At 68.1% G+C, this 21,594-nt stretch carries 18 protein-coding genes; 5 read left to right on the top strand and 13 right to left on the bottom strand.

The window, feature by feature from the left end; all coding sequences use genetic code 11:
• Position 1 precedes the first annotated feature (1 nt).
• Together J2848_RS14130 and J2848_RS14125 are read right to left on the bottom strand one after the other, a co-directional pair.
• Positions 2-505 carry a DUF6644 family protein gene (locus J2848_RS14130; RefSeq protein WP_149231604.1) on the bottom strand — a complete coding sequence of 168 codons (504 nt, stop codon included), beginning with the start codon at positions 503-505 and terminating at the stop codon, positions 2-4.
• Positions 505-924 carry a DUF6152 family protein gene (locus J2848_RS14125; RefSeq protein WP_246193882.1) on the bottom strand — a complete coding sequence of 140 codons (420 nt, stop codon included), beginning with the start codon at positions 922-924 and terminating at the stop codon, positions 505-507. The genes J2848_RS14130 and J2848_RS14125 overlap by 1 nt, the downstream gene beginning before the upstream one ends.
• A gap of 209 nt (positions 925-1,133) precedes the next feature.
• On the opposite strand from J2848_RS14125, the gene J2848_RS14120 reads away from it, so the two are divergent.
• The 4 genes from J2848_RS14120 (at position 1,134) to J2848_RS14105 (ending at position 4,200) form a co-directional block, all read left to right on the top strand.
• Positions 1,134-2,234: a type II asparaginase gene (locus J2848_RS14120; protein WP_281288575.1), complete on the top strand. Its 1,101-nt coding sequence runs from the start codon at positions 1,134-1,136 to the stop codon at positions 2,232-2,234.
• A gap of 100 nt (positions 2,235-2,334) precedes the next feature.
• Positions 2,335-2,898, top strand: coding sequence for a histidine phosphatase family protein (locus J2848_RS14115; RefSeq protein ID WP_149231603.1), 564 nt, complete (start codon positions 2,335-2,337; stop codon positions 2,896-2,898).
• A 201-nt stretch (positions 2,899-3,099) separates the two neighbouring features.
• Positions 3,100-3,744: a DUF6655 family protein gene (locus J2848_RS14110; protein WP_170307042.1), complete on the top strand. Its 645-nt coding sequence runs from the start codon at positions 3,100-3,102 to the stop codon at positions 3,742-3,744.
• Between the two features lie 18 nt (positions 3,745-3,762).
• Positions 3,763-4,200 (top strand): EamA family transporter, encoded by a 438-nt coding sequence (locus J2848_RS14105; protein WP_149231601.1) that lies wholly within the window; start codon positions 3,763-3,765, stop codon positions 4,198-4,200.
• 23 nt (positions 4,201-4,223) lie between these two features.
• Here J2848_RS14105 and J2848_RS14100 read toward each other — a convergent pair whose 3' ends face one another.
• From J2848_RS14100 to J2848_RS14070, 7 genes are all read right to left on the bottom strand, one after another.
• Positions 4,224-5,900, bottom strand: a complete 1,677-nt coding sequence (locus J2848_RS14100) for a methyl-accepting chemotaxis protein (protein WP_281288574.1) — start codon at positions 5,898-5,900, stop codon at positions 4,224-4,226.
• Positions 5,901-6,270: 370 nt separating this feature from the next.
• Entirely contained in the window at positions 6,271-6,915 is a 645-nt protein-coding gene (locus J2848_RS14095) for a response regulator transcription factor (protein ID WP_246193880.1), read from the bottom strand.
• Positions 6,915-8,426 carry an ATP-binding response regulator gene (locus J2848_RS14090; RefSeq protein ID WP_149231599.1) on the bottom strand — a complete coding sequence of 504 codons (1,512 nt, stop codon included), beginning with the start codon at positions 8,424-8,426 and terminating at the stop codon, positions 6,915-6,917. Before J2848_RS14090 ends, J2848_RS14095 begins: the two co-directional genes overlap by 1 nt.
• Positions 8,423-13,483, bottom strand: coding sequence for an AAA family ATPase (locus J2848_RS14085; RefSeq protein WP_149231598.1), 5,061 nt, complete (start codon positions 13,481-13,483; stop codon positions 8,423-8,425). The genes J2848_RS14090 and J2848_RS14085 overlap by 4 nt, the downstream gene beginning before the upstream one ends.
• An 87-nt stretch (positions 13,484-13,570) precedes the next feature.
• Positions 13,571-14,527 carry a helix-turn-helix transcriptional regulator gene (locus J2848_RS14080; RefSeq protein WP_149231597.1) on the bottom strand — a complete coding sequence of 319 codons (957 nt, stop codon included), beginning with the start codon at positions 14,525-14,527 and terminating at the stop codon, positions 13,571-13,573.
• 372 nt (positions 14,528-14,899) lie between these two features.
• Positions 14,900-15,658: an SDR family oxidoreductase gene (locus J2848_RS14075; RefSeq protein WP_149231596.1), complete on the bottom strand. Its 759-nt coding sequence runs from the start codon at positions 15,656-15,658 to the stop codon at positions 14,900-14,902.
• Between the two features lie 173 nt (positions 15,659-15,831).
• Positions 15,832-16,785 carry a GlxA family transcriptional regulator gene (locus J2848_RS14070; protein ID WP_149231595.1) on the bottom strand — a complete coding sequence of 318 codons (954 nt, stop codon included), beginning with the start codon at positions 16,783-16,785 and terminating at the stop codon, positions 15,832-15,834.
• Positions 16,786-17,082: 297 nt separating this feature from the next.
• Between J2848_RS14070 and J2848_RS14065 the strand changes: the two genes are divergently transcribed.
• Complete coding sequence (locus tag J2848_RS14065) at positions 17,083-17,421, top strand: carboxymuconolactone decarboxylase family protein (protein ID WP_342787942.1); 339 nt, start codon at positions 17,083-17,085, stop codon at positions 17,419-17,421.
• 60 nt (positions 17,422-17,481) lie between these two features.
• Here J2848_RS14065 and J2848_RS14060 read toward each other — a convergent pair whose 3' ends face one another.
• From J2848_RS14060 to J2848_RS14045, 4 genes are all read right to left on the bottom strand, one after another.
• Positions 17,482-18,138 carry a helix-turn-helix transcriptional regulator gene (locus J2848_RS14060; protein WP_149231594.1) on the bottom strand — a complete coding sequence of 219 codons (657 nt, stop codon included), beginning with the start codon at positions 18,136-18,138 and terminating at the stop codon, positions 17,482-17,484.
• 217 nt (positions 18,139-18,355) lie between these two features.
• On the bottom strand, positions 18,356-19,921 hold the full coding sequence (locus J2848_RS14055) for a cation:proton antiporter (RefSeq protein WP_149231593.1): 1,566 nt from the start codon (positions 19,919-19,921) through the stop codon (positions 18,356-18,358).
• Between the two features lie 104 nt (positions 19,922-20,025).
• On the bottom strand, positions 20,026-20,478 hold the full coding sequence (locus J2848_RS14050; RefSeq protein WP_149231592.1) for a hypothetical protein: 453 nt from the start codon (positions 20,476-20,478) through the stop codon (positions 20,026-20,028).
• 172 nt (positions 20,479-20,650) lie between these two features.
• Positions 20,651-21,589, bottom strand: coding sequence for a LysR family transcriptional regulator (locus tag J2848_RS14045; RefSeq protein WP_246193879.1), 939 nt, complete (start codon positions 21,587-21,589; stop codon positions 20,651-20,653).
• Between the last annotated feature and the right edge of the window lie 5 nt (positions 21,590-21,594).

The raw sequence follows: 21,594 nt of genomic DNA, 5'->3' as shown, positions 1-21,594 counted from the left end.
GCTACAGGTAGGCGATCAGCCGTCCCGACGCCAGCACGCCCACCCACAGCAGAAGGGAGACCGCTCCGGCGACACGCGCGGCCGGCGGTGGCCTCCCTCCTCCGCCCCAATCGAAGATCCGTCTGCCGGTGCCCCGATGGAACAGGGCGATGTTGCCCAGCGCCAGCACCATCAGGCCCATCTTGACCAGGAAGGCGGGATTGCGGGCCAGCGCCGTCGCCTCGCTGATGAACAGGAGGATGCCGGTCGGCACCACCATGACGAAGCCGACCACCGCCACCGGCAGCAGAAGCCGCGACAGCGCCTCGGCCGGCAGGCGGGTGTGCAATCCCATCAGCCGCAGGTCGAAGGCGGCGATGGATCCGACCAGCAACGCCAGACCCAGGATGTGCAGCACCTCCACCAGTGGATAGAGCCACAGCGACTGACGCAGCATGTCGCCCAGGCCGGAGGTTTCCAGCGCCACCAGCCAGCCGGGTCCGGTCGGGCCCAGACTGTGGTCCATCAGCGCAACTCGACCGTCTGCCCGCCGACGGTGATGCGCTCCGCCCGCAGTTCCGCCGGGTCGGACTTGCTGGGATAGCCGACGACGGTGACCGTCTGCCCGGGCTTGATCGTCCCGTCCGGCAGGCCGCGCGCGGTCATGCGGCCGGGCGGCGCCAGGACCACATGCCACAGCTTCCCGTCCGATCCCAGGTTCAGCATGGCGTGGGGGTTGCTGAAGGCGAACTGCTCGACCGTGCCGGTCAGGGTCAGCGTTTTGCCGGCGTCATAGCCGCCCCAGCCATGATGGGCGAGCGCCGGCAGGGCGATCGTCGCCGCAACGGCGAAGCCGGCGGCGGCACCGGCGGCAACAAGGGCACGGGATCGGGTGCTGGGCAGGCGGTTGCGGACCATGATGACGCTCTCCCTTTCGTCGGGCATTCCCCGCACATGGGGCGGGCCGCCGTTCCTGCAAGCGGAGGCTGGGCGGGGAGGCGCCGTCCCGCGACAGCTTTGCGAACGGCCGTTCACATTTGTTGCGCAAACTGTTCATGGCCCTGACGAACGACATTCAATGGCATTGCCCAGACTGCGCACTCCCAAGGGCTGGCAAGGGTCGGCCAAGAAAATCGCAATGGGAGAGGAATGCCGTGTTGAAGACCACCGCCCGCACCATGAGCCGCACCATGGCCGCCGCCGGGCTTGCCGCGACGTTGATGACTGGAAGCGCCGCTTTCGTCCCCGCCTTCGCCGATGACGGGCTGCCCAACGTCACCATCCTGGCGACCGGCGGTACCATCGCCGGCACCGGCGCCACCAGCACCACCACCGTCGGCTACACCGCCGCCAAGGTCGGCGTGGAAAAGCTGATCGAAGCGGTGCCGGAACTGAAGAAGGTCGCCAACGTCAAGGGCGAGCAGGTCTTTCAGATCGCCAGCGAGAACATGACCAACGACCATTGGTTGAAGCTGGCCAAGCGGGTCAACGAGTTGCTGGCGCAGAAGGACGTCGATGGCATCGTCATCACCCACGGCACCGACACCATCGAGGAAACCGCCTATTTCCTGAACCTGACGGTCAAGAGCACCAAGCCGGTGGTGATCGTCGGCGCCATGCGGCCCTCCACCGCCATCAGCGCCGACGGCCCGGTCAACCTCTACAATGCGGTGACGCTGGCCGGATCGAAGGACGCCGTCGGCAAGGGCGTGCTGGTCTCCCTCAACGACCAGATCAACGCCGGCCGCGACGTGACCAAGACCAACACCTCGACCGCCGACACCTTCCGCACGCCGGAACTGGGCTTCCTCGGTTACATGCAGGACAACAAGGCGCACTTCTACCGGCAGGTCGTGCGCAAGCACACCGCAGAGGCGGAGTTCGATATCTCCAACCTCGACAGCCTGCCGCAGGTGGACATCGTCTATGGCTATGCCAACAACAACCGCACGGCGCTCGACGCGCTGGTGAAGGCGGGGGCCAAGGGCATCATCCATGCCGGCGTCGGCGACGGCAGCCTGTCCAACGCCATGAAGCCCGGTCTGGTCGATGCCCGCAAGCAGGGCGTGCTCATCGTCCGCTCGTCCCGCGTCGGCAACGGCATCGTCGCCCGCAACGGCGAGGCCAACGACGACGAGCTGGATTTCGTCGCCAGCGACACCCTGAACCCGCAGAAGGCGCGCATCCTGCTGATGCTGGCCTTGACCAAGACGACCGATACCAAGGCCATCCAGAAGATGTTCTACACCTACTGAGCCGGTGACTGAGGGAGGCGGCATCCTGCTGGCAACAACCACAGGGGATTGGGTGTTGAGGTTCCGCCCAGGGGGCACAGTGCCCCCAACGGAGATGCCGATGCCCATCCCGCGCCGCCGCACCCTGACGGCTCTTTCCGCCGCGCTGATTGCCACCCTGGTCTGCGCGTTTCCCGCCGCGGCTCTGGAGACGGCCGGGCTCGTCGTGCTGATGCGCCATGCCGAGGCGCCCGGCACCGGGGATCCGGCCGGCTTCAGGCTGGGCGACTGCGCCACCCAGCGCAATCTCGACGGCGATGGCCGTGCCCAGGCGGCGCGGATCGGCGAGCGGCTGCGGCAGTTCGGCATCGATCAGGCGCGCGTGCTGTCCAGCCAATGGTGCCGCTGCCTCGACACCGCCCGCCTGCTGGACCTCGGCCCGGTGAAGGAGATGCCGGCCCTCAACTCCTTCTTCGGCCAGCCGGAGAAGGAAAAGGAATCGATCACCGCACTGCGCCAGTTCCTGGCCGACCTGCCGCAGGACGGCAAGCCGGTCGTGCTGGTCACCCATCAGGTCACCGTCACCGCCCTGACCGGCATCTTCCCGGCATCGGGCGAGGCGGTGTTTCTGCGGGCAAACGGCACCCCCGATCCGGAGCGGGTCGATCGGCTGACGATTCGCTGAAACGCAAAGCCGGGCCACAAAATCAGGCCGCAAAATCGAGGTGGCACGGTACCGCCCCCGCGACGGACCTGAACATCTGCGCCGTTGACCGGTCGCCCTCCATCGGTCTGGATTAGCCGCCCGACGCGGCTTTCCGTCGTGACGGTGTCTGGAAAAGGAACAATGTTCGTCAGGCGGATGAAATATTCTCATATACCAGGATTGAGGACCGGCGGCATATCGCGCCGGATTCACCGTGCCCGGATCCCGCTTTTACTGGCCGCGGCGGGATTTGGACTGGCCGGCTGCTCCACCTCCCACGTCACCACCCCGGCCCGCTCCGCCACCGAACAGCTGCTGATTTCCACCGCAGCCGATCAGGCGGCGGAACGTCTGGCCGGCCGGATGGCGGTGCAGGGCAGCGTCTATGTCGATGCCGCCGGGGTCGAGGGCTACGACACCAAATACGCCGTCTCCGCCGTGCGCGACGCCCTGCTGCGCCACGGGGCCGCCATGGCCGAAAACCGCGACAAGGCGGCCACCATCGTGGAACTGCGGGTCGGCGCCCTGTCGGTGGACAGCGAAAGCTCGCTGCTCGGCATTCCCAGCATCGACATTCCGCTGCCGGTCAGCGGCACCTCCTCCACGCCGGAGATCCCGCTGTTCAAGAAGGAGCTGACCCAGGGCGTTGCCAAGCTCGCCGCCACCGCCTACGACAAGAACTCCGGCTCGCTGGTCTCGTCCAGCGGGCCGCAATACGGCTTCTCCAACCGGGCGGAATGGGTTCTTCTGCTGATGCTGAGCTGGGACACCAACGATCTGCTGCCGCCCGACACCCGGCCCGATCCGAAGCCCTGGGATGACTGAACCGGAGGACCCGAGAGAATGACCGACGGCCTGTTCCCAACCTGGATGCTGTGGGCGCTGTTGTCGGCCTGTTTCGCGGCACTGACCGCCATCTTCGCCAAGGTCGGCGTCGAGGGCGTCAGTTCCGACATGGCGACGCTGATCCGGACCGCCGTCATCTTCGTGATGCTGGTCGGGATCGTCGTCGCGTCGGGCCAATCGCTGTCGCCGTCAGCGGTGTCGGGCCGGACATGGCTGTTCCTTATCCTGTCCGGCCTCGCCACCGGGGCGTCGTGGCTGTGCTATTTCCGCGCGCTGAAGCTGGGTCCAGCCTCGCAGGTGGCGCCGGTCGACAAGCTCAGCGTCGTGCTGGTCGCCCTGTTCGGCGTCCTGTTCCTGGGCGAGACGCTGTCAGGGCCGAACTGGCTCGGCGTCGTGCTGATCGCCGCCGGGGTCATCCTGCTGGCCTTCAAATGACGTGAAGGCATTCAGTTCCTCCCTCAGGCCGCCCGCACATGGCGGAGAAACTCTTCCGCCTGATCGCGCAGGGACAGCGCCTGCCGGCCCAGGTCGGCGGCGGCGGCGCGGACCTCCGACGCCATCACCCCGGTCTCATGCGCGGAGTGCGAGACCTCTTCGATGTTGTGGGTAACCTCGGTCGTGCGGTCGGCGGCGCGCTGGACCGACTGGGCGATGTCGGCGGTGGTGGCGCTCTGGTGGTCGGCGGAGATTGCGATGCGGCCGACAAGCTCACTGACCGACAGCACGGTGCGGCCGATCCCCCCGATCGCCTCCACCGCACGGCCGGTCACCGCCTGGATTTCCGCCACCTGCCGGGCGATGTCGTCGGTGGCGCGGGCGGTCTGGTTGGCCAGCGTCTTCACCTCGCCGGCGACGACGGCGAAGCCCTTGCCGGCCTCTCCCGCCCTGGCCGCTTCGATGGTGGCGTTCAGCGCCAGAAGGTTGGTCTGGCCGGCGATGGACTGGATCAGGGTCACCACCTCGCCGATCTTGCCGGCGGCGGCGGCCAGCCCGTCCATGGTGTGGTTGGTGCGGGTCACCTCCTCCACCGCGCTGCGGACCATGCGGGCGGACTCCTCCACCTGACGGCCGACCTCGCCGATCGAGCTGCTCAGTTCCTCCGCCGCACCGGCGACGGTGCGGACATCGTCGCTCGCCTCGCCGGCGGCGCTGCTGACGGTGTGGGCGCGGATGCTGCCGGTCTCGGCGATGTCGTGCAGGCGCTGGGCATTCGCCTGCAACTGCGTGGTGGTGGCGCTCAGCACGCCGACGACGCCGAGCAGCGAGCCTTCGAAGGACTGCGCCACCTCCTCCATCGCCGCACGGCGTTCCTGCACCGAGCGGGCGCGCTCCGCCGCCTGGGCCTCGTGCAGCTGGGCGACCTCCAGCGCGTTGTCCTTGAAGACGCCGAGCGCCTTCGCCATGCCGCCGATCTCGTCCCTGCGGCCCAGCGCCGGGATGGCGACCGACAGGTTGCCGCGCGCCAGTTCCTCCATCGCGGCGCGGATGCCGGACAGCGGCCGGAACATGCGCCGCGCCAGCAGCAGGCAGCCGGCCGCGACCAGCAGGGTCACCACGGCGCTGATCACCACGATCATCGCCTGGGTGTCGCGGATCGCCGCGAAGAACTCCGCCTTCGGGATGCCGACATAAAGGATGCCGACGACGCGGCCGTCCGGCGCCTTGATCGGATCATAGGCAGTGTAGAAGGGCGTGCCGAGAATGTCGGCCTGCCCGCGATAGGGCACGCCGCGGCCCAGCACCGCGTCGTAGACCGGCCCCTTCGCCAGGGTCGTGCCGACGGCACGGCTGCCGTCCGGCTTCAGCACATTGGTGGCGACGCGGCGGTCGCCCATGAACAGGGTCGCGGTGCCGCCGACCAGCCGCTTGACCCGGTCCACCGGCTCGAAGAAGTCGTTCAGGGCGCGATCGCCGGCGAACAGCGTGCCGTCGCGGGCTTCGAACGCCTGCCCATACTGGTTCAGCACGTCCCAGGCGACGCGCATGTTGGTTTCCTGCCGCTCAATCGCCACGCGGTCGGCGTAGCCGGTCAGCAAAAATTCATTGACACCGAATGTGGCAAAGGCAAGCAATAGGAGACCGCCTCCACAGAGCGCCACAGTCTTTCCCGCAAGTGACAGAGCCTTGATCGTCATACCCAACCCCCGATTTTATCCTGCCGTCGGCGCCTTGTTCTTTTTCTTGAGCACCAGCCCTTAGGGCAAACATCTCAGACAGGGAAAACGTGAGAAGAGTTAAGGAAAAGTTAGACAAAATCCCTGAATCGATTTCCGGTATTTGTCTCAGTCATACGGATTGATTGAAGAACAACAATCGATCGGAAAGCTTCGTTCGACAGTCGACGCCGCAGATCAATATCATTGCCGGCAGAGGCGGCAGCCGGGGATGATTCCATCACCCGGCGACGCCGCGACGATCGGTCACAACAAATCTATGAAATAGGTAATATGACTTGAACGGGGTAAGGCGACGATGGAAAGTCCGGCCCCGCCCCAACCCCAGCCCCTACGGTGTCCGGCCCGTTGCCGTCAGGCTGTCGACGATGCGCACCAGTTCCACGACGGAACGGGCCTCCATCTTGCGCATGGCCTGACCGCGGTGCAGCTTCACCGTCGCCTCGCTGAGGCCGAGATCGTCGGCGATCTGCTTGTTGCGCAGGCCGGACACCACCATCATCGTGATCTCGCGTTCGCGTGCGGTCAGCGTGTCGAAACGGGCGCGCTGGGTGGTCAGCCCGCGTTCCTGGCTGCGGCGTTCGCCATGGGCGGCGATGGCGGCGTGGATGGCGTCGAGCAGTTCCTGGTGATGCACCGGCTTGGTCAGGAACTCGAACGCCCCCGCCTTCATGGCGCGGACCGACATCGGCACGTCGGCATGGCCGCTGATGAAGATCACCGGCAGACAGTTGCCGGAACGCGCAAGCTCCGCCTGGAAATCCAGGCCGCTGCGCCCCGGCAGCCGCACGTCCAGCACCATGCAGCCGACGTCGATCGCTGGACTCTGGTCGACATACTGCTGCACCGAGCCGTAGCTCTTCACCTGCAAGCCGACGGAGTCGAGCAGCCCTTCCAGCGCTTCGCGAACGGCTTCGTCGTCGTCGATGATGACGACGGTTTCAAGCGCCACCACGGTTTCCGGCTTCCTCGCCATCATTTCCCTCCGGGCGACACGGGCAGCACGACTTCGAAGACACTTCCGCCGGCGGCACCGGGTGTCGCGGTCAGCCGTCCGCCATGCAGTTCCACGATCGACCGGCTGATCGACAGCCCCATGCCCAGCCCGTCCGGCTTGGTGGTGTACAAGGCGCGGAAGATGTCGTCGACATCGGCATCGGCGATGCCCGGCCCGCTGTCCTCCACCCGGACGCGGATCAGTCCTGCATCACTGCCGGTGACGATGCGCAGGCGTCGTTCGGGCAAATCGTCGGCGGACATCGCCTCGATGGCGTTCATCACCAGATTGAGCACCAGCTGCTGCAACTGCACCCGGTCGCCATGGACCCAGGGCGGTTCGGCCCGCAGGTCGGTCTCCACCGTGACGCGGGCGCGGCGCAGTTCCGCCCGCACAAGCTCCAGCGTGTCGGCGATCAACGCGCTGATATCGACCCAGCCGGGATCGACCGGGGTCCGGCGGGCCAGCGCGCGGATGCTGCGCACCACGTCGCCGGCCCGCTGGGCGTCGCGCACGATCCGTTCCACCACCACACGCGTCCTGTCGAGGTCGGGCTGCGGCTGCGACAGGTGCTGGAGGCAGGTGCCGGCGTTGGTGACGATCGCCATCAGCGGCTGGTTGACCTCATGCGCGACCGCCGCGGCCAGTTCGCCCATCATGGTCAGCCGGCCGATATGGGCGAGGTCGGCCTGGGCGGTCCGCAGCGCCTCGGCGATCCGGCGGCGCTGGGTCAGGTCGCGGAACACCAGGATCGAGCCGACCAGATCGCCGCGGTCGTCGATGATGGCGGAACAGCGTTCCTCGACGACGATTCCAGCCGGCTCCTCCCCGCCGCGGGGCAGCAGCCGGGACTGCCGTTCCGGCGGAGCGAACTCGCCGCTGCGCAGGACGACGGCGGAGAAATCCTCCAGCGGTTCCTGCGTTTCCTCGTCCACCGCGACGAAGACGGCGGACAGCGGCTGGCCGGCGGCCTCTGCGGCGGTCCAGCCGGTCATCGTCTCCGCCGCCCGGTTCATGAAATCGACCCGGCCGTCGCGGTTGCACAGGATGACGCCATCGCGGATGCTGGCCAGGGTGGCGGCATAGCGCCGCTCGCTGAGGCGCAGCCGGGTGTCGCTGGCATGCTTGTACAGCGCCATCTGGATCACCGTGCGCATCTGCGGCTCTTCGAAGGGCTTCAGCAGATAGCCGAAGGGCTCCGTCAGGCTGGCGCGCTGCACCACCTCGTCATTGGCGTAGGCGGTCAGGAAAACGATGGGGATGCGCTGGGCATCGCGGATCCGGCGTGCCGCCTCGATCCCGTCCATCTCCCCTTCCAGGCGGATGTCCATCAGGACCAGATCGGGCTGCTGGCTGCACGCCAGCCGGACGGCATCCTCGCCGCTGGCCGACATGCCGACCACCACATGCCCCATGCGGGAAAGTTGATGCTGAATATCGCGCGCAACGATGCGGTCGTCTTCGACGATCAGGATGCGTGCCGCGATCATTCACTTCCCCGATTACGCCCCTTCAAAGGAAAGGTGACGATGAATTCCGCGCCTGTGTTGAAGCTGTACTTCAAAGTTCCGTGCAACTGACTGCTCAAATCCGACACAAGCTGGAAACCTACGGTGTCCATCCTATCGGGATCGTACCCGCCGGGCAAGCCCACGCCGTCGTCCCGGACGGATAGCCGGCAATCCTGCCCGTCGGTGGTGAGGACGACCCGCAGCACCCCGCCCCGTCCGGCCGGGAAGGCGTGCTTCAGCGCGTTGGAGACCAGTTCGTTGACGATCAGCCCGCAGGGAACCGCGCGGTCGAGGTCCAGCTTCAGATCGTCCATCTCGGTTTCCAGCCGCACCGCCCCGGCATGGCGGGAATAGGCGCGCAGCAGATGGGCGCAGACCGATTCCAGATGTTCGCGCATCGGCACCCAGGCGAAGTTGCCCAGGCGATAGAGGCTTTCATGCACCAGCGCCATCGACCGCACGCGGTCGCGGCTGTCGGCGAACAGGGCGGCCACCGCCTCGTCCTCGATCCGGCGCGACTGGAGGTTCAGCAGGCTGGTGACCAGTTGCAGGTTGTTCTTCACCCGGTGGTGGATCTCCTTCAGCAGCGCGTCCTTCTCCTCCAGCGTCGCCGTCTCCAGCGAGGCCGCCGCCTGGGCGCCGAGCAGGGTCAGCACATTGACGCGCTGCGGGGTGAAGGCGTAGGTCGCCAGCGCGTTCTCCAGATGCAGCAGCCCGACGACGCGGCGGCGGCGGACCAGCGGCAGGCAGAGGATGGAGCGCGCCTCCGTCTCCTGGAAATAGGGGTCGGCCGACAGCGGGCCGGCGGCGCGGGTGTCGTCGACGATCACCGCCTCCTGGTCGCGGATGGCGCCATGGATGATGGAGTGGGGCAGCGGGAAACGGTCGGCATCCTCCTGCACCAGACGGACCGACACGCCGTAGAGGCCGGTGGTCGCCTCCGCCTCGACCCGCAGGCGTTCGCCGCGGGCGAGGATCAGCAGGCCGCGGCTGGCGCCGGCATGTTCCAGCACCAAGGTCAGCAGGGTGGTGGTCAGCTGCTCCACGCCCGCCTGATCGGAGACGGTGCGCAGCGTCTCAAGGAGGGAGGCCAGATCGACGCCGTCGAAGCCGCGCGGCGCTTCCGGCATCACCGCCTCGCCCGACTCCACCGCCAGCGACGGGTAACGGCGGGCCAGCTGCCGGACCTTGGCCGTCGCCCCCCAGACTCGATAGCGGTCGGCCGCCTCACGGATACAGGCCAGTTCCAGCGTCGGGATGCCCATGCGGCGGTAGAGGCCGGCGGCACATTCATGGGCCAGCGCCTCCACATGCGGCAAAGCGGTGCGGCGCGCGGCCAAAACGGCGCGGTCATAGCCGCGCATCGCATCCCCGGTCCGTCCATCGGTGCGTGCTGCCTCCGCCTCCACCAGGGCAAGGCGGGCGTCGAAGCTGTCGGCGCTGTGTCCGGCCCATTCGCGCAGCTGGGCAAGATGGCGGGACAGCGCCACGGCATGCCGGGCGCGCTCCTCCGGTTCCGCTCCATCCATTGCGCCCGCGCGTGCCAGGGCGGCATGGAAATGGAACTCCGCCATCTCCCAATGGCCCGATGTGGTCCACAGCAGCCCCTCGGCCCGCTCGGCCGCCTCGACCGCCGCCGCCATCTGGCCGGCGATGCAGCGGAGCTGGAGCGTGCGGATCCAGTGCCAGCAGGTGGCGATGTCCAGGCTGGGATTGGCCAGCAGCCGCGCCTCGAAGGCGGCATTGCCGAAGCCGTGCCCGTCGAAGGAGCCGAGATCGTCGGTCCGTCCGCGCAGGGCGCGCAGCAGTTGCAGCTGCGTCGTCAGGATGTCGGCGCACAGCCCGAACTTCACCTGCCGCACATAGGCGAGCCGTGCCTCCGCCGTGCGCTGTACCGTCGCCAGCGGATCGCCCGACGCCAGCATGCTGGTGACCAGCGTCACGCTGGTGAAGCCGCCATAGGTGACGTCGCCGGCCTCCCGCGCCTCCTCGAACGCCCGCAGGAGCAGGGGGCGTTCGCTGCGGATGTCGCGGGTCCAGGGCACGACATGATAGGCGAAGGTCATCAGCACCCGCGCCCGGTAGCGGGTCCGCCCCTGCCGCTCCGCCAGATCGTAGCCGAGCCGGCCGAACGCGTAGCCGGCCGCGTAATCGCCGAAATAGGGGCCGGCCATCATGCCAAGATAGGCGAAGCCGAGGGCGGAGGCATCGCTGCGTCCATGCTGGAGCGTCAGGTTCGCCATCCGGCAGAGGATCAGGCAGACGAGGTTGCGGTCGCTGAAGAAGGCCGGCGGCAGCGCGGCGGCCAGCACGTCCAGCGTCGCCCGGCTGTCGGGATCGCTCACCGCGGACAGCGCCGCCAGCGAGTTGATCGGCCGGTCGCCGATGGCCGCGCGCAGCCGTGCATATTCCTCCTGCGCCAGGGCCGCCGGCGGATGGGCCGGCCAGTCGACGCCGGCGCCGCGCAGATAGGCGAGGCAGGCGTCGATGGCCCGGTCGCTGCGGTCGATGGCGGTGTAGACGGTGACCAGCAGGGCGGTGATAGCGGCGCGGTCGGTCGGACATTCGGCGCGTCCGACCAGCCCGAGAAGCCGCAGCTCCGCCCGTTTCAGGTCGCCGCTGAGGAATTCGCATTCGGCCTGGAGATGCTCCAGCGCGAAGGCCAGCCGGTGCCGCCGCTCCCACCGGCCGCCTTCCAGCAGGCGCAGACCGCCCAGCGCATAGGCGAGCGCCGATCCGTGGGCGCTCGCCGCCTTGGCCTGATGGCCGGCGGCGAGGTGGAGCGTCGCCACCTCCTCCCGCTCGCGCCCCTCCTGGATCAGCGACAGGCAGCGGTCATACTGGCCGACCAGCGCGAACAGCCGCTCGCCCGACAGATCGGCTTTGAGTCCACGGTGCAGGGCGCGGGCGATGTCGAGGTGCAGCCTCCCGCGCTCCTCCGCCGGCACCAGGGCATAGGCGCCCTCCTGCACCCGGTCATGCAGGAAACGGTAGCCGCCGTCGGTGCGCAGGATCAGCCCTTCGGCCAGAACCGGCTCCAGGTCGCGCTCCGTCTCCGCCTCGGTCAGGCCGGCGGCCAGCGCCAGGGTGGCGAGGGGAGCGCTGGCGCCAAGGGCGGCGAGGCGGGCCAGCAGGTCGCGCGCCCGCGCCGGAAAGCGGCCCAGCCGTTCGGTCATCAGCGTGGCGATGCTGTCGCCCGACCGCGCCGTCTCCACCGCCGCCAGATCCCAGTCCCAGCGCTTCGCCTCGCGGTCGAACCACAGCCGGCCGGACCGTTCCAGCGCGGTCAGAAGCTGCACGGCGAAGAAGGCGTTGCCGCCGGTCCGCTCCTCCAGCAGGGCGGCCAGGGCCGCCACCTCGTCCGGCTTGCGGTCCAGGCTGTCGGCGACCATCCGGCGCAGATCGCCGGACGGCAGCGGCCCCAGCGTGATCTCCCGGCAATCGATGTCCGCACCGGCCTGCCCGGATGCGGAGCCCCGGATCCGCTCCATCAGGGCGGCCAGCGGGTGGTCCGGCCCCACCTCGTCGCTGCGATAGGCACCGACCAGCAGCAGATGGCCGATGCCGCCGTCGGCGACCAGCCGGTTCAGCAGGTCCAGCGTCGCCCGGTCCAGCCATTGCAGATCGTCGAGGAACAGCACCAGCGGATGGTCGGCGCGGGCGAAGAGCTGGAGCACGCGGCGGAACAGCAGGTCGAAGCGGTTCTGCGCCTCCTGCGGCGGCAGCGGCGGGACCGCCGGCTGTTCGCCGATCAGCAGCGCGAGGTTGGGGATCAGCGCGGTCATCAGCGCGCCGCCGTCGCCCACCGCCTCCGCAAGGCCGCGGCACCACAGGTCGCGGTGGGGGACCGGCAGGGCGAGGATGCGGCTGACCAGCCCGCGGAAGGCCTCCGCCAGACTGGCATAGGGCAGGTCGCGCCGGCCCTGGTCGAACTTGCCGGCGGCGAACAGGCCGCGCGGCGGCACCAGCTGTTCCTCCAGCGCGTGGACGACCGCCGACTTCCCCACGCCCGACCGGCCGGAAATCAGCACGATGCCCATCCGGCCGCGGCCGGCGACCTGATCGAAGGCGGCCTCGAGAACCGCCACCGGCTCCTCCCGGCCATAGAGCGAGGGCGGCGGCTCCAGCCCCTCCGGCAGGTCGCGCGAGCCCGGCGGAAAGGCGGGTATGTTACCCTGCGCGTCCCATAGCTGAAGGGCATGGGTGAGGTCGCGGACAAGGCCGTCCGCGGTCTGGTAGCGGTCCTCCGCCGTCTTGGCGAGAAGCCGCAGCAGGATGGCGGAGATCGCCGGCGGCAGGTCGGGGACGTGGCTGGCCGGCGGGATCGGTGCACGGGCGAGATGGCTGTGAACCCATTCGATCGCATCGCGGGCGACGAAGGGCAGCTCCCCCGAGAACAGCTCGTACAGCGTGACGCCCAAGGCATAGAGGTCGCTGCGCCGGTCGACCGGGCGGTTCATCCGTCCCGACTGTTCCGGGGCCATGTAGGGCAGCAGCGCCACCGGGCGCTCCACTTCCTGCCGCTGGGGAGCCGACAGGTCGGCGGCGCGGCCGAAGCCGGTCAGCCGCACCGCTCCATCCTCGCCGACCAGCAGGTTGAAGGGCCGCAGGTCGCCATGCAGAATCCCGCGGCGGTGCAGCTGCGCCAGGGCTCCGGCGATGCGGATCGCCAGGGCGAGCCGCTGGCGGAAGGCCGCGACGAAAGCCGAGGGCGCGGAGACGGCAGGTGCCGAGACCGCCAGCGCTGACAGCGGCTGCCCGCCCGGATCGGCCAGGGTCAGCACCGGCACGGCGCCATGGCGCAGCAGGTCGAGCGGCTTCACCGCCCAGGCGGGGTCGAGCCGCCGGGAAAGCTCATGCTCCCGCCGCAGACGGGCGAGCACCGCATCGGCGGGGACGCCCGCCTCCGCCATGCGCGCCAGGATGGGGAAGGGCTGGCCCGGCCGCGTCACCCGCAGCAGCCGGGTTTCCCCGTCGCCGCCGAGCGCGTGGGTGCCGGAGCCCGTCTCGGTCAGATGGTCTAGACTGGACTCCATGAATCGGCCTTTCCCCAGCGCAACCCCGACAGGATAGCGGCATTCCGCCGCAGATGGGGAAATTGCCGCGACGCGCCCTCACGGCGATCAGGCACAGGGAAATTCGGCGGATGTGCCGCGAGAGGCGCCGGCCGGCAGGACGGCGTCGGCCCCCGTATTGCGCCGCCGCCAGCTGCGCGGCGATATGCCGACCAGACGGCTGAAGGTGCGGGTGAAATGGCTCTGGTCGGCGAAGCCGCAGGCCAGCGCCACGTCGGCCAGCGTCTGCGACCCGTCGCGCATCAGGGTCTTGGCATGGTCGATGCGCCGGTGCAGCAGCCACTGGTAGGGCGTGGTGTTGGCGGTCCGGCGGAAGGCGCGGACGAAATGCCCGACCGACAGCCGGCATTCGGCGGCAAGATCGGCCAGCCGGATTTCGCCGTCGAGATTGGCGGCGATCATCTCCTTCACCCGCTTTTCCTGCCAGGGCGCCAGCGTTCCCGCGGTCCTGACGGTGCTCACCCGGCCATAGGCGGTCACGATATGGGTCGCCAGCGCCGAACAGAGATGATCGATATAGAGCAGGCTGATCCGCTCCGGATACTCCAGCGTCGGCAGGACGGCCGATGCCAGCGCCCGCACCGTCGGGTCGTCGACCGGGCTGCTGGGCGTGATGGACAGATCCTCCAGCCGGCCGCCATGGAGGTCGGGGCAGGCGCTTTCCAGCGCCGTCCAGGGCAGATGGAAGGTCAGCGTGTCGAACGCCGTGTGCATGCGGCAGTCGATCTTGCGGCGGTAATCGTGGATCGTGGTCAACCCGGCAATGTTGGCGGGCTTCTCCACCCGCCGGCCGTCGACCCAGATGTCGGAATGGAAATTGGACAGATGGTGGCTGACCAGAAAGGCATCCTCCGGCACCGGACTGAAATGGCCGACGCCGCCCGTCATGCAGCGGACCCGCGCCACCCCCACCATGCCGCTGCCCGACCCGAGCACCAGCACCTCCGGTTCCTCCGGCGTCGGGACGTAGCGCATCCGCAGATTGGTCTGGTTGGCCGCGGCCATGGGGGCGTCTCCGTTGGCTTGCTGGCAGGGCTCCCCAGGAAAGGAAACCGCCGCCCGACTTGCCCACACAGGGTAAACGCGACCATATGCCGCAAACCACTAGACGCAGATTAACCTCGGCAGTGTTTAGGTCGAGCGACCCTAGACCTTGGTTTAGGTTCTCAACCTTCAGCACAGGATTTTCCCCATGCGATCACTAAAGGCGCAATTTCGGAATTAGCGATTCCAGGAGAGATGGCGGCCGAGCGCGGCGATCACCAGCGCAGTCACCACCGCATCCTCCCGAAGAACCGGAGTGCACAAACTCCGCCCGCAAAGCAAGGAAGGCCGCCGGAGAACATTCCGGCGGCCTTCCTGTGGCGTCGGCCCCGATCAGACCGGGATCGGGTTCTCGGCGATGTAGCTGTTGAAGCCCATGACCAGGGCATGTTCGTTCGGGCCGGCATTGTCGCGCATCGGGCGGGCGCTCTCGACGATGGCCTCCTCGGCGTTGGTGCCCAGGGCCGCCATCGTCTGTTCGATGAAGGCATCCAGCGGCATGGCGCGCGGGTCGTCGCCCTTCTTGATCAGGTCGGTGTTGACCCAGGGCGGCGCGATTTCCTGCACGGTGACGCTGGTGTCGCGCAGCATGAAGCGCTGGGACAGCGTGTAGCTGTGCAGCGCCGCCTTGCTGGCGGAATAGACCGCGGTGGTGGCCAGCGGCGTATAGGCGAGCACCGAGGTGTTGTTGACGATCACCGACCGCGGCTGCGCCTTCAGATGCTCGATCAGCGCCGAGGTCATGCGGATCGGGCCAAGCAGGTTGGTGGTGATGATCGACTGCGCCTGTGCATCGTCAATCGGGCCGGAAGCGTCGTCGAACGGCATGATGCCGGCGTTGTTGATCAGGACATTCAGCGTCGGGTTTTCGGCCATCAGCCGCTCGGCCGCGGCCTGGATGCTGATCGGGTCGGTGATGTCGAGTTCGACGCCCTTCATGCCGGGGTTGGCAGCGGTCACCTCGTCCAACAGGGCCTTGCGCCGGCCGGCGATGATGACCTGATTGCCCAGCTTGTGGAACGCCTCGGCCAGACCGCGGCCAATGCCGGAGGTCGAGCCCGTGATGAAGATGGTGTTGCCGGTGAGTTTCATGGCGTGATGTCCGTCCCTGTCTGAATTTTGCAAGTGGAAGCGTTCGGAGAATCGAAGTATTCCCCAAGGAAGCTTTGTTCTGGATGATGTTAGAACCTACCGCACCCGAAGTTCCGGCGGAGCCATATCTAGGTATTAATGGCCGCCCCGAGCATTCGAACCCCGGATGCCGCCTATTCCAGCGCCGAGACGCGGCCGCTCTCGACGGACCGGCGGACCACCTGCGGCGGCTGGCCGTAGGCGCGCAGGAAGGCGCGGCGCATGCGCTCGCGGTCGGCGAAGCCGGTTTCACGGGCGATGACGTCCATCGGATGGTGCCCTTCCTCCATCATCACGCGTGCCGCCTCCAGCCGCAGATGCTCGACCGCCTTGGCCGGGGTCTGGCCGGTTTCCTGGCGGAACAGGCGGCTGAACTGGCGCGGGCTGAGATTGGCCGCCTCCGCCAGCTCCTCCACCGACAGCGCGTTCTTCAGGTTTTCCTTGGCATGGACCAGCGCCCGCCGGACCCGGTCGGAGCGCGGCTCCAGATCGAGAAGAGCGGAGAATTGCGACTGCCCGCCCGGCCGGCGCAGATAGACCACCAGCTTGCGCGCCACCGCCTTCGCCACATCGGCGCCGAAATCATCCTCGACCAGCGCCATGGCAAGGTCGATGCCGGCGGTCATCCCGGCCGAGGTCCAGACATTGCCGTCGACGCTGAAGATGCGGTCCTCCTCCACTTTCACGGCGGGGTAGAGGCGCTGAAGGCTGCGGGCATGGCTCCAATGGGTGGTGGCGCGCCGGCCGTCGAGCAGGCCGGCCTCCGCCAGCACATAGGCGCCGGTGCAGATGCCGGCGATCCGGCGCGAGTCGGCGGCGGCGTCCCGCAGATAGGTCAGCAGCCCCGGTGTGCTGGGTTTGACCCGCAGCGATCCGATGGTGACGGTGGTGTCGTGGAAATCGCCGCCGAACGGGTGGGTCTCGATGGCGAAGCCCAGGGAGTTGCGCACCGGCCCACCCCGCTCCGACAGGACATGCACCTGATAGGCCTGCCTGCCGAGCACGAGATTCGCCATCTCGAACGCAGACAGCGCGGCCATCCCCATCACCTGGAAATCATCGAACACCACGAACCCGATGGTGAGCATGTCCCTCTCCGCCTCGCCCTCTGCCCATCCCGCAGCCGGCACGCCCGACGGCGTTGCGGCTGGAACCAGACTATGCGGCGACTGGTTTGTCTGGAATGTCAAAGATCCGATGATTCCAGACATCGCAGCGGTGGAAGGCAGTCCGTCTCCGCCCGGACCGGCGGCCGGACATAGCCCCTGAACCCCGTCCAAAAGACGCGTGCATCCTTCTATATCGCCATCGCGCCGGCCGATAGCGTGGTCCGACAAAGCCGGTCGCCGCGACAGCGCGACCAACGACCGCAGGAGACATGGACCATGATGCTCAACTGGAACGAATATCGTCAGCAGGTGCTCACCGGCGTCGGCGAAATCGCCAAGCTCAGCCCCGATACCGTCCGGGGCTATGCCGGGCTCAGCGCCGCCGGGCAGAAGAAGGACCTGCTGGGCGCCAAGACGCGTGAGTTGATCGCGCTCGCCGTCGCCGTCAGCCTGCGCTGCGACGGCTGCATCGCCGTGCATACCGAGGCGGCGATCAAGCATGGTGCCAGCCAGGACGAAATCGCCGAAGCGCTGGGCGTCGCCATCGCGCTCAACGCCGGTGCGGCGCTGGTCTATTCGACCCGTGTGATGGACGCCTACGCCGCACATGAATGAACCGGAGGCGGCGGTCCCCGACCGTCGGGCCGCCGTCCCCCCTTCCGGCAACCGGCGCCGTTACCGCTCTTCCACTTGGTCGGCCTGATCGGTGCCGTCGATCTGGCGTTTGTGCCGCCACAGCCGGGGAGCCTCGCCGGTGACGCGGCGGAAGATGCGCGAGAAGTGCGACTGGTCGGAAAATCCGCAGTCGAGCGCGATCTGCGACAGCGGCGTGGTCGTGGTTTCCAGCAACTCCTTCGCCCGCTCGACCCGTCGGCGCACGATATAGCTGTGCGGCGGGCAGCCGAAGCTGTCCTTGAAGCTCTGGCAGAAATAGCCGCAGCTGAGCTTCGCCGCCGCCGCCAGATCGCGGTTGCGGATGGAACCGGCCAGATGGGCGTCGATGTAGGCGGTCACCCGCCGCATCTGCCAGGCCGCAAGTCCGGTTTTTGCCGGCCCGGCTTTCTCCGGCACGGCATCGTCGGACACAAGAATGGCGCTGACCCGGCCGCCATCAGCAGCTTGGAGCCGCGCCAGGGCCAGCGAAAGACATTCCTCCACCGACTGCCGGTCGGGCGCCAGCATGTCGCGCGCCGCCCGCAGCAGCCAATCGGCCGCGGCGGCCAGCCTGTCGCCATCGTCGTCCGAATACTGCCCTACCGGTTGCCGTCCGACGAGGGCCGGAACCGGCGCCGCCGGAAGGTGCTGCGGCGTCTCGAAAGCAGCCGAATGCATATCGTTCTCCTGCACGTGGTCACCTTGAGGGCGACAGTGCCGGAGGCGTTTGCCAGCCGGAACCCATACTCAGGTATCGATAGCCGGCCGGATCGGGACAACCTCGGGTGATCAGCCGCTCACACAACATCTTGGATGCGCAGCGGTGGCACCTGACGGCCTGCGGCACTGAGCCCCCGGCCCGCGCCCCATCGTCAGGCCACCGGCCGATGGTCCCTCACCCTTCCACCAGTTGCAGGCGCTCGGGCGGGGAGGAGGCGAGTTCGGACCAGTCAAGCTCCTGCTCCAGCGCGTGGAAGACATCCTCGTCGATGGTGCCGGCCCGACGCATCTCGGCAAGCCTGCGGCGCTTCACGGCGATCATGTCCCGTTTCAGGCGGTCGCTCTCGCTGACCTCCCGCGGATGCTGCCCGGCGGCCGTGGCCGCCCGCGCCTCTTGGAGAGAGTCCAGTTGCGCCCGCGCCGCCTCATCATCATGTGCCTCAAGCGCCGCAATGGCGGCGTCGATCAGAGCGATCCGCGCGGCAGACAGCTCCCGGTCGAAGGAATCGTCCGGCGGAAAGCGCAGGCGGACGATCAGCGGCCCGAGCGTAAGCCCCTGCACCACCAGGGTGCCGAGCAGAACGGCGAAGGCGCACAGCACGATCAGGTCGCGTTCCGGGAAGCTTGCCGGCAGGGCCTGCGCGGTCGCCAGCGTGACCAGCCCGCGCATGCCGCACCAGCCGACGACCAGCCCCTGCCCCACCGTGGGACCATCGTGCCCGCCCTGGCGCCGCACGACGAAGGCGGCGGCACGGTTGTAGGCGAGAACCCAGACCACGCGCACCACAACCACGGCCAGGAACACCGCCGCCGCGACGCCGGCCGCCTGCCAGAACCGGTCGCCTTCCAGCCTGCCGATGATCGCCCTTGCCTGGAGGCCCATCAGAAGGAAGGCCAGGACGTTCAACAGGAAGACCACGGCCTCCCAGACGGAATAGGAATGGACGCGGTCGCGGGGCGGCTGCCGCTCCGGCGCGGATTGCGCGACCGTCATGGCGAAGGCGACGGTGGCGAGAATCGCCGAGAAATGCAGGCGTTCCGCGATCACCCAGGTGCCGAAGGTGGTCAGGAACTCGAAGATCGTGCCGCTCAGCGTCCCGGCCAGCCGGGGCGCCAGCAGACCATAGATGCGGCCGACCAGAACGCCGACCAGCAGCCCGCCGGGCACCGCCAAAGCGAGTTGCGGAAGCAGGTTCTCCGGAATGGCCCCGCCGGCCATCCCGGACTGGACCGCCACCGCGGCGCTGAAGATCAGCAGGGCGACGGCGTCGTTCAGAAGGCTCTCGCCCTGTAGAACGGTGACGGTGCGCCGCGGCAGGGCAAAGCGCCCGAGCATGGCCGCCGCCGCTGCGGCATCGGGCGGCGCCACGATGGCGCCCATGGCGATGGCCGCGGCGATGGGAAGTCCGGCCAGCGCGATGCCGACCCACGCGACCGCCGCGGTCGTCAGGATGACGGCAACGGCGGCGAGGGCCAGCAGCGGCGCCCAATTGCGCCGGAGCGCCGAAAAGGGCGTGTCATAGGCCACGTCCACCAGGGCCGGCGCCACGAAGAGCGCCAGCGCCAGTTGAGGGTCCAGCGTAATGTCGGGCGCCGGGATGTCGGGTGCCCAGGGCAGCGCCGCCACCGCCACGCCGGACAGGCACAGGATGGTGGGATAGGGAACGGAAAAACGGCGCGAGAGTTGGAGCAGCAGGACAGCAACCAGAAGCAGGATCAACGTGCTCTCGAACAACGCCATGAGCGACCGCGCCTTTCTCCCTGAGGCGGCTGGCTTTACGACCAGCGTTCCGCCGGAGAGTCCGGTATGACGCACCCCGTCGTGGCCGGGCAATCGCAATTTGATCAGTGCCGCGCATAGCGGAAGGCGGTGCTGACGGCGACAAGGCCGGAGATCAGCAGGAATTCGATGCCCTTGGCCGACCCGATCAGGTCGGACGACAGTTGCATGGTCAACGCGAAGGCGGCGGTCAGCGTCACGATCGCCAGCGTCGCCGCGACACCCATGGAGCGCAGAGCCAGGATCGCCGCACAGGCGATGGCGGCCAGAAATGAACCGGCAGCGGCGGGAGAAATGCCGGTATGGACCGGGATCAGGTCCGAGGCACCGCTGCCGAGCTGACCGGCAACCGACAGCAGATGGTTGCCCAGCCAGCCGAGAAGGCGCTGGTTGCCCGACGGCATCATCAGCAAATCCAGCACCCCGCGGACGACGGAGCAGCCGGCGCTTTGCAGCTTGCAGGAAAGGGTCGAGAGGGTGTCACCGCTGGCGACATAGAGCGAACTGGATTGGCTCATGATCCGCGTCCTTGGACCTTCGGGAGAGATCTGGATCAGGCCGGACGCGAATGGTTTGCCGTGCCGGTCAGTGCCAGAACGTTAGATGTTCCGCGCAGGGCGATAAACCGCGCATTGCACAGAAATTTGTTGCGTACTGGGCGACAATTTTACGCCTTGCTGCCGGGCGCGCTCACCGATGGTCGGCGTCGCCCGCCAGATCGAGGCGGGCCACCAGGAAATCCAGGAAGGACCGCAGCTTCGGCGGCTGAATCCGGCCGCCGGGAAAGACCGCGTGCAGGTCGACATCCGATCCCTTCCAACCATCGAGTACCGGCTGCACCTGTCCGGCCGACCGATAGGGCCGCATGGCGAAGTCGGTCGCGAGGACCAGCCCGCCGCCGGACAGCAGCGTCGGAATCAGCATCTCAGGATCGTCGGCCGTCATCACCGGATCGATGGGCACATCAAGCCCACCCTCGGGCCCATCTTCGGGCCGGCCCCCGTCGTCCCTGAACAGGCGCCAGCCATAGCCGGAGGGGCGTCGGGCGGACATGTTCGCCAGCGTAAGATGCCGGATCAGGTCGTCGGGATGATCCGGCATCCCATGGGCAGCACAATAGGATGGGGCGGCGTAGACATGGCGGCACAGGACACCCAGTTTGCGGGCCGCCATGGCGGAGTCCTGCAACGCCCCCATCCGGATCGCCAGATCGATGTCCCGCGCCACCAGATCCAGATTTTGGTGGCTGAGCACCAGATCGATGCGGACATCCGGATAGCGGGCGCGGAATTCGGGCAGAAGCGGTGCGATGACCTTCATCCCGAAGGACGGCGGGGTGGTGACCCGCAGCCAGCCGCGCGGTGCGTCGCGAAGCTGGGCAACGGCGCTTTCCGCCTGCTCCAGCTCTTCGGCGATGCGGCGGCAGCGGTCGAAATAGACGGTCCCCGCCTCGGTCAGCCCGATGCGGCGGGTGGTCCGGTGCAGGAGCTGGATGCCGAGCCGCTGTTCGAGATCCCGCACCTTGCGGCTCAGCGTCGTCTTGGGCAGCCGCAGCCGCCGGGCGGCCTTCGTGAAGCTCCCCTCCTCCACCACCTTCACGAAGGCGATGGTGTCGTTCAGGTCCTGCATCTGCA

Source organism: Azospirillum lipoferum (genome assembly GCF_024170005.1).
In the GTDB taxonomy this organism is placed as follows: Bacteria; Pseudomonadota; Alphaproteobacteria; order Azospirillales; family Azospirillaceae; genus Azospirillum; species Azospirillum lipoferum.
This window is presented reverse-complemented; position numbering and strand designations above follow the sequence as displayed.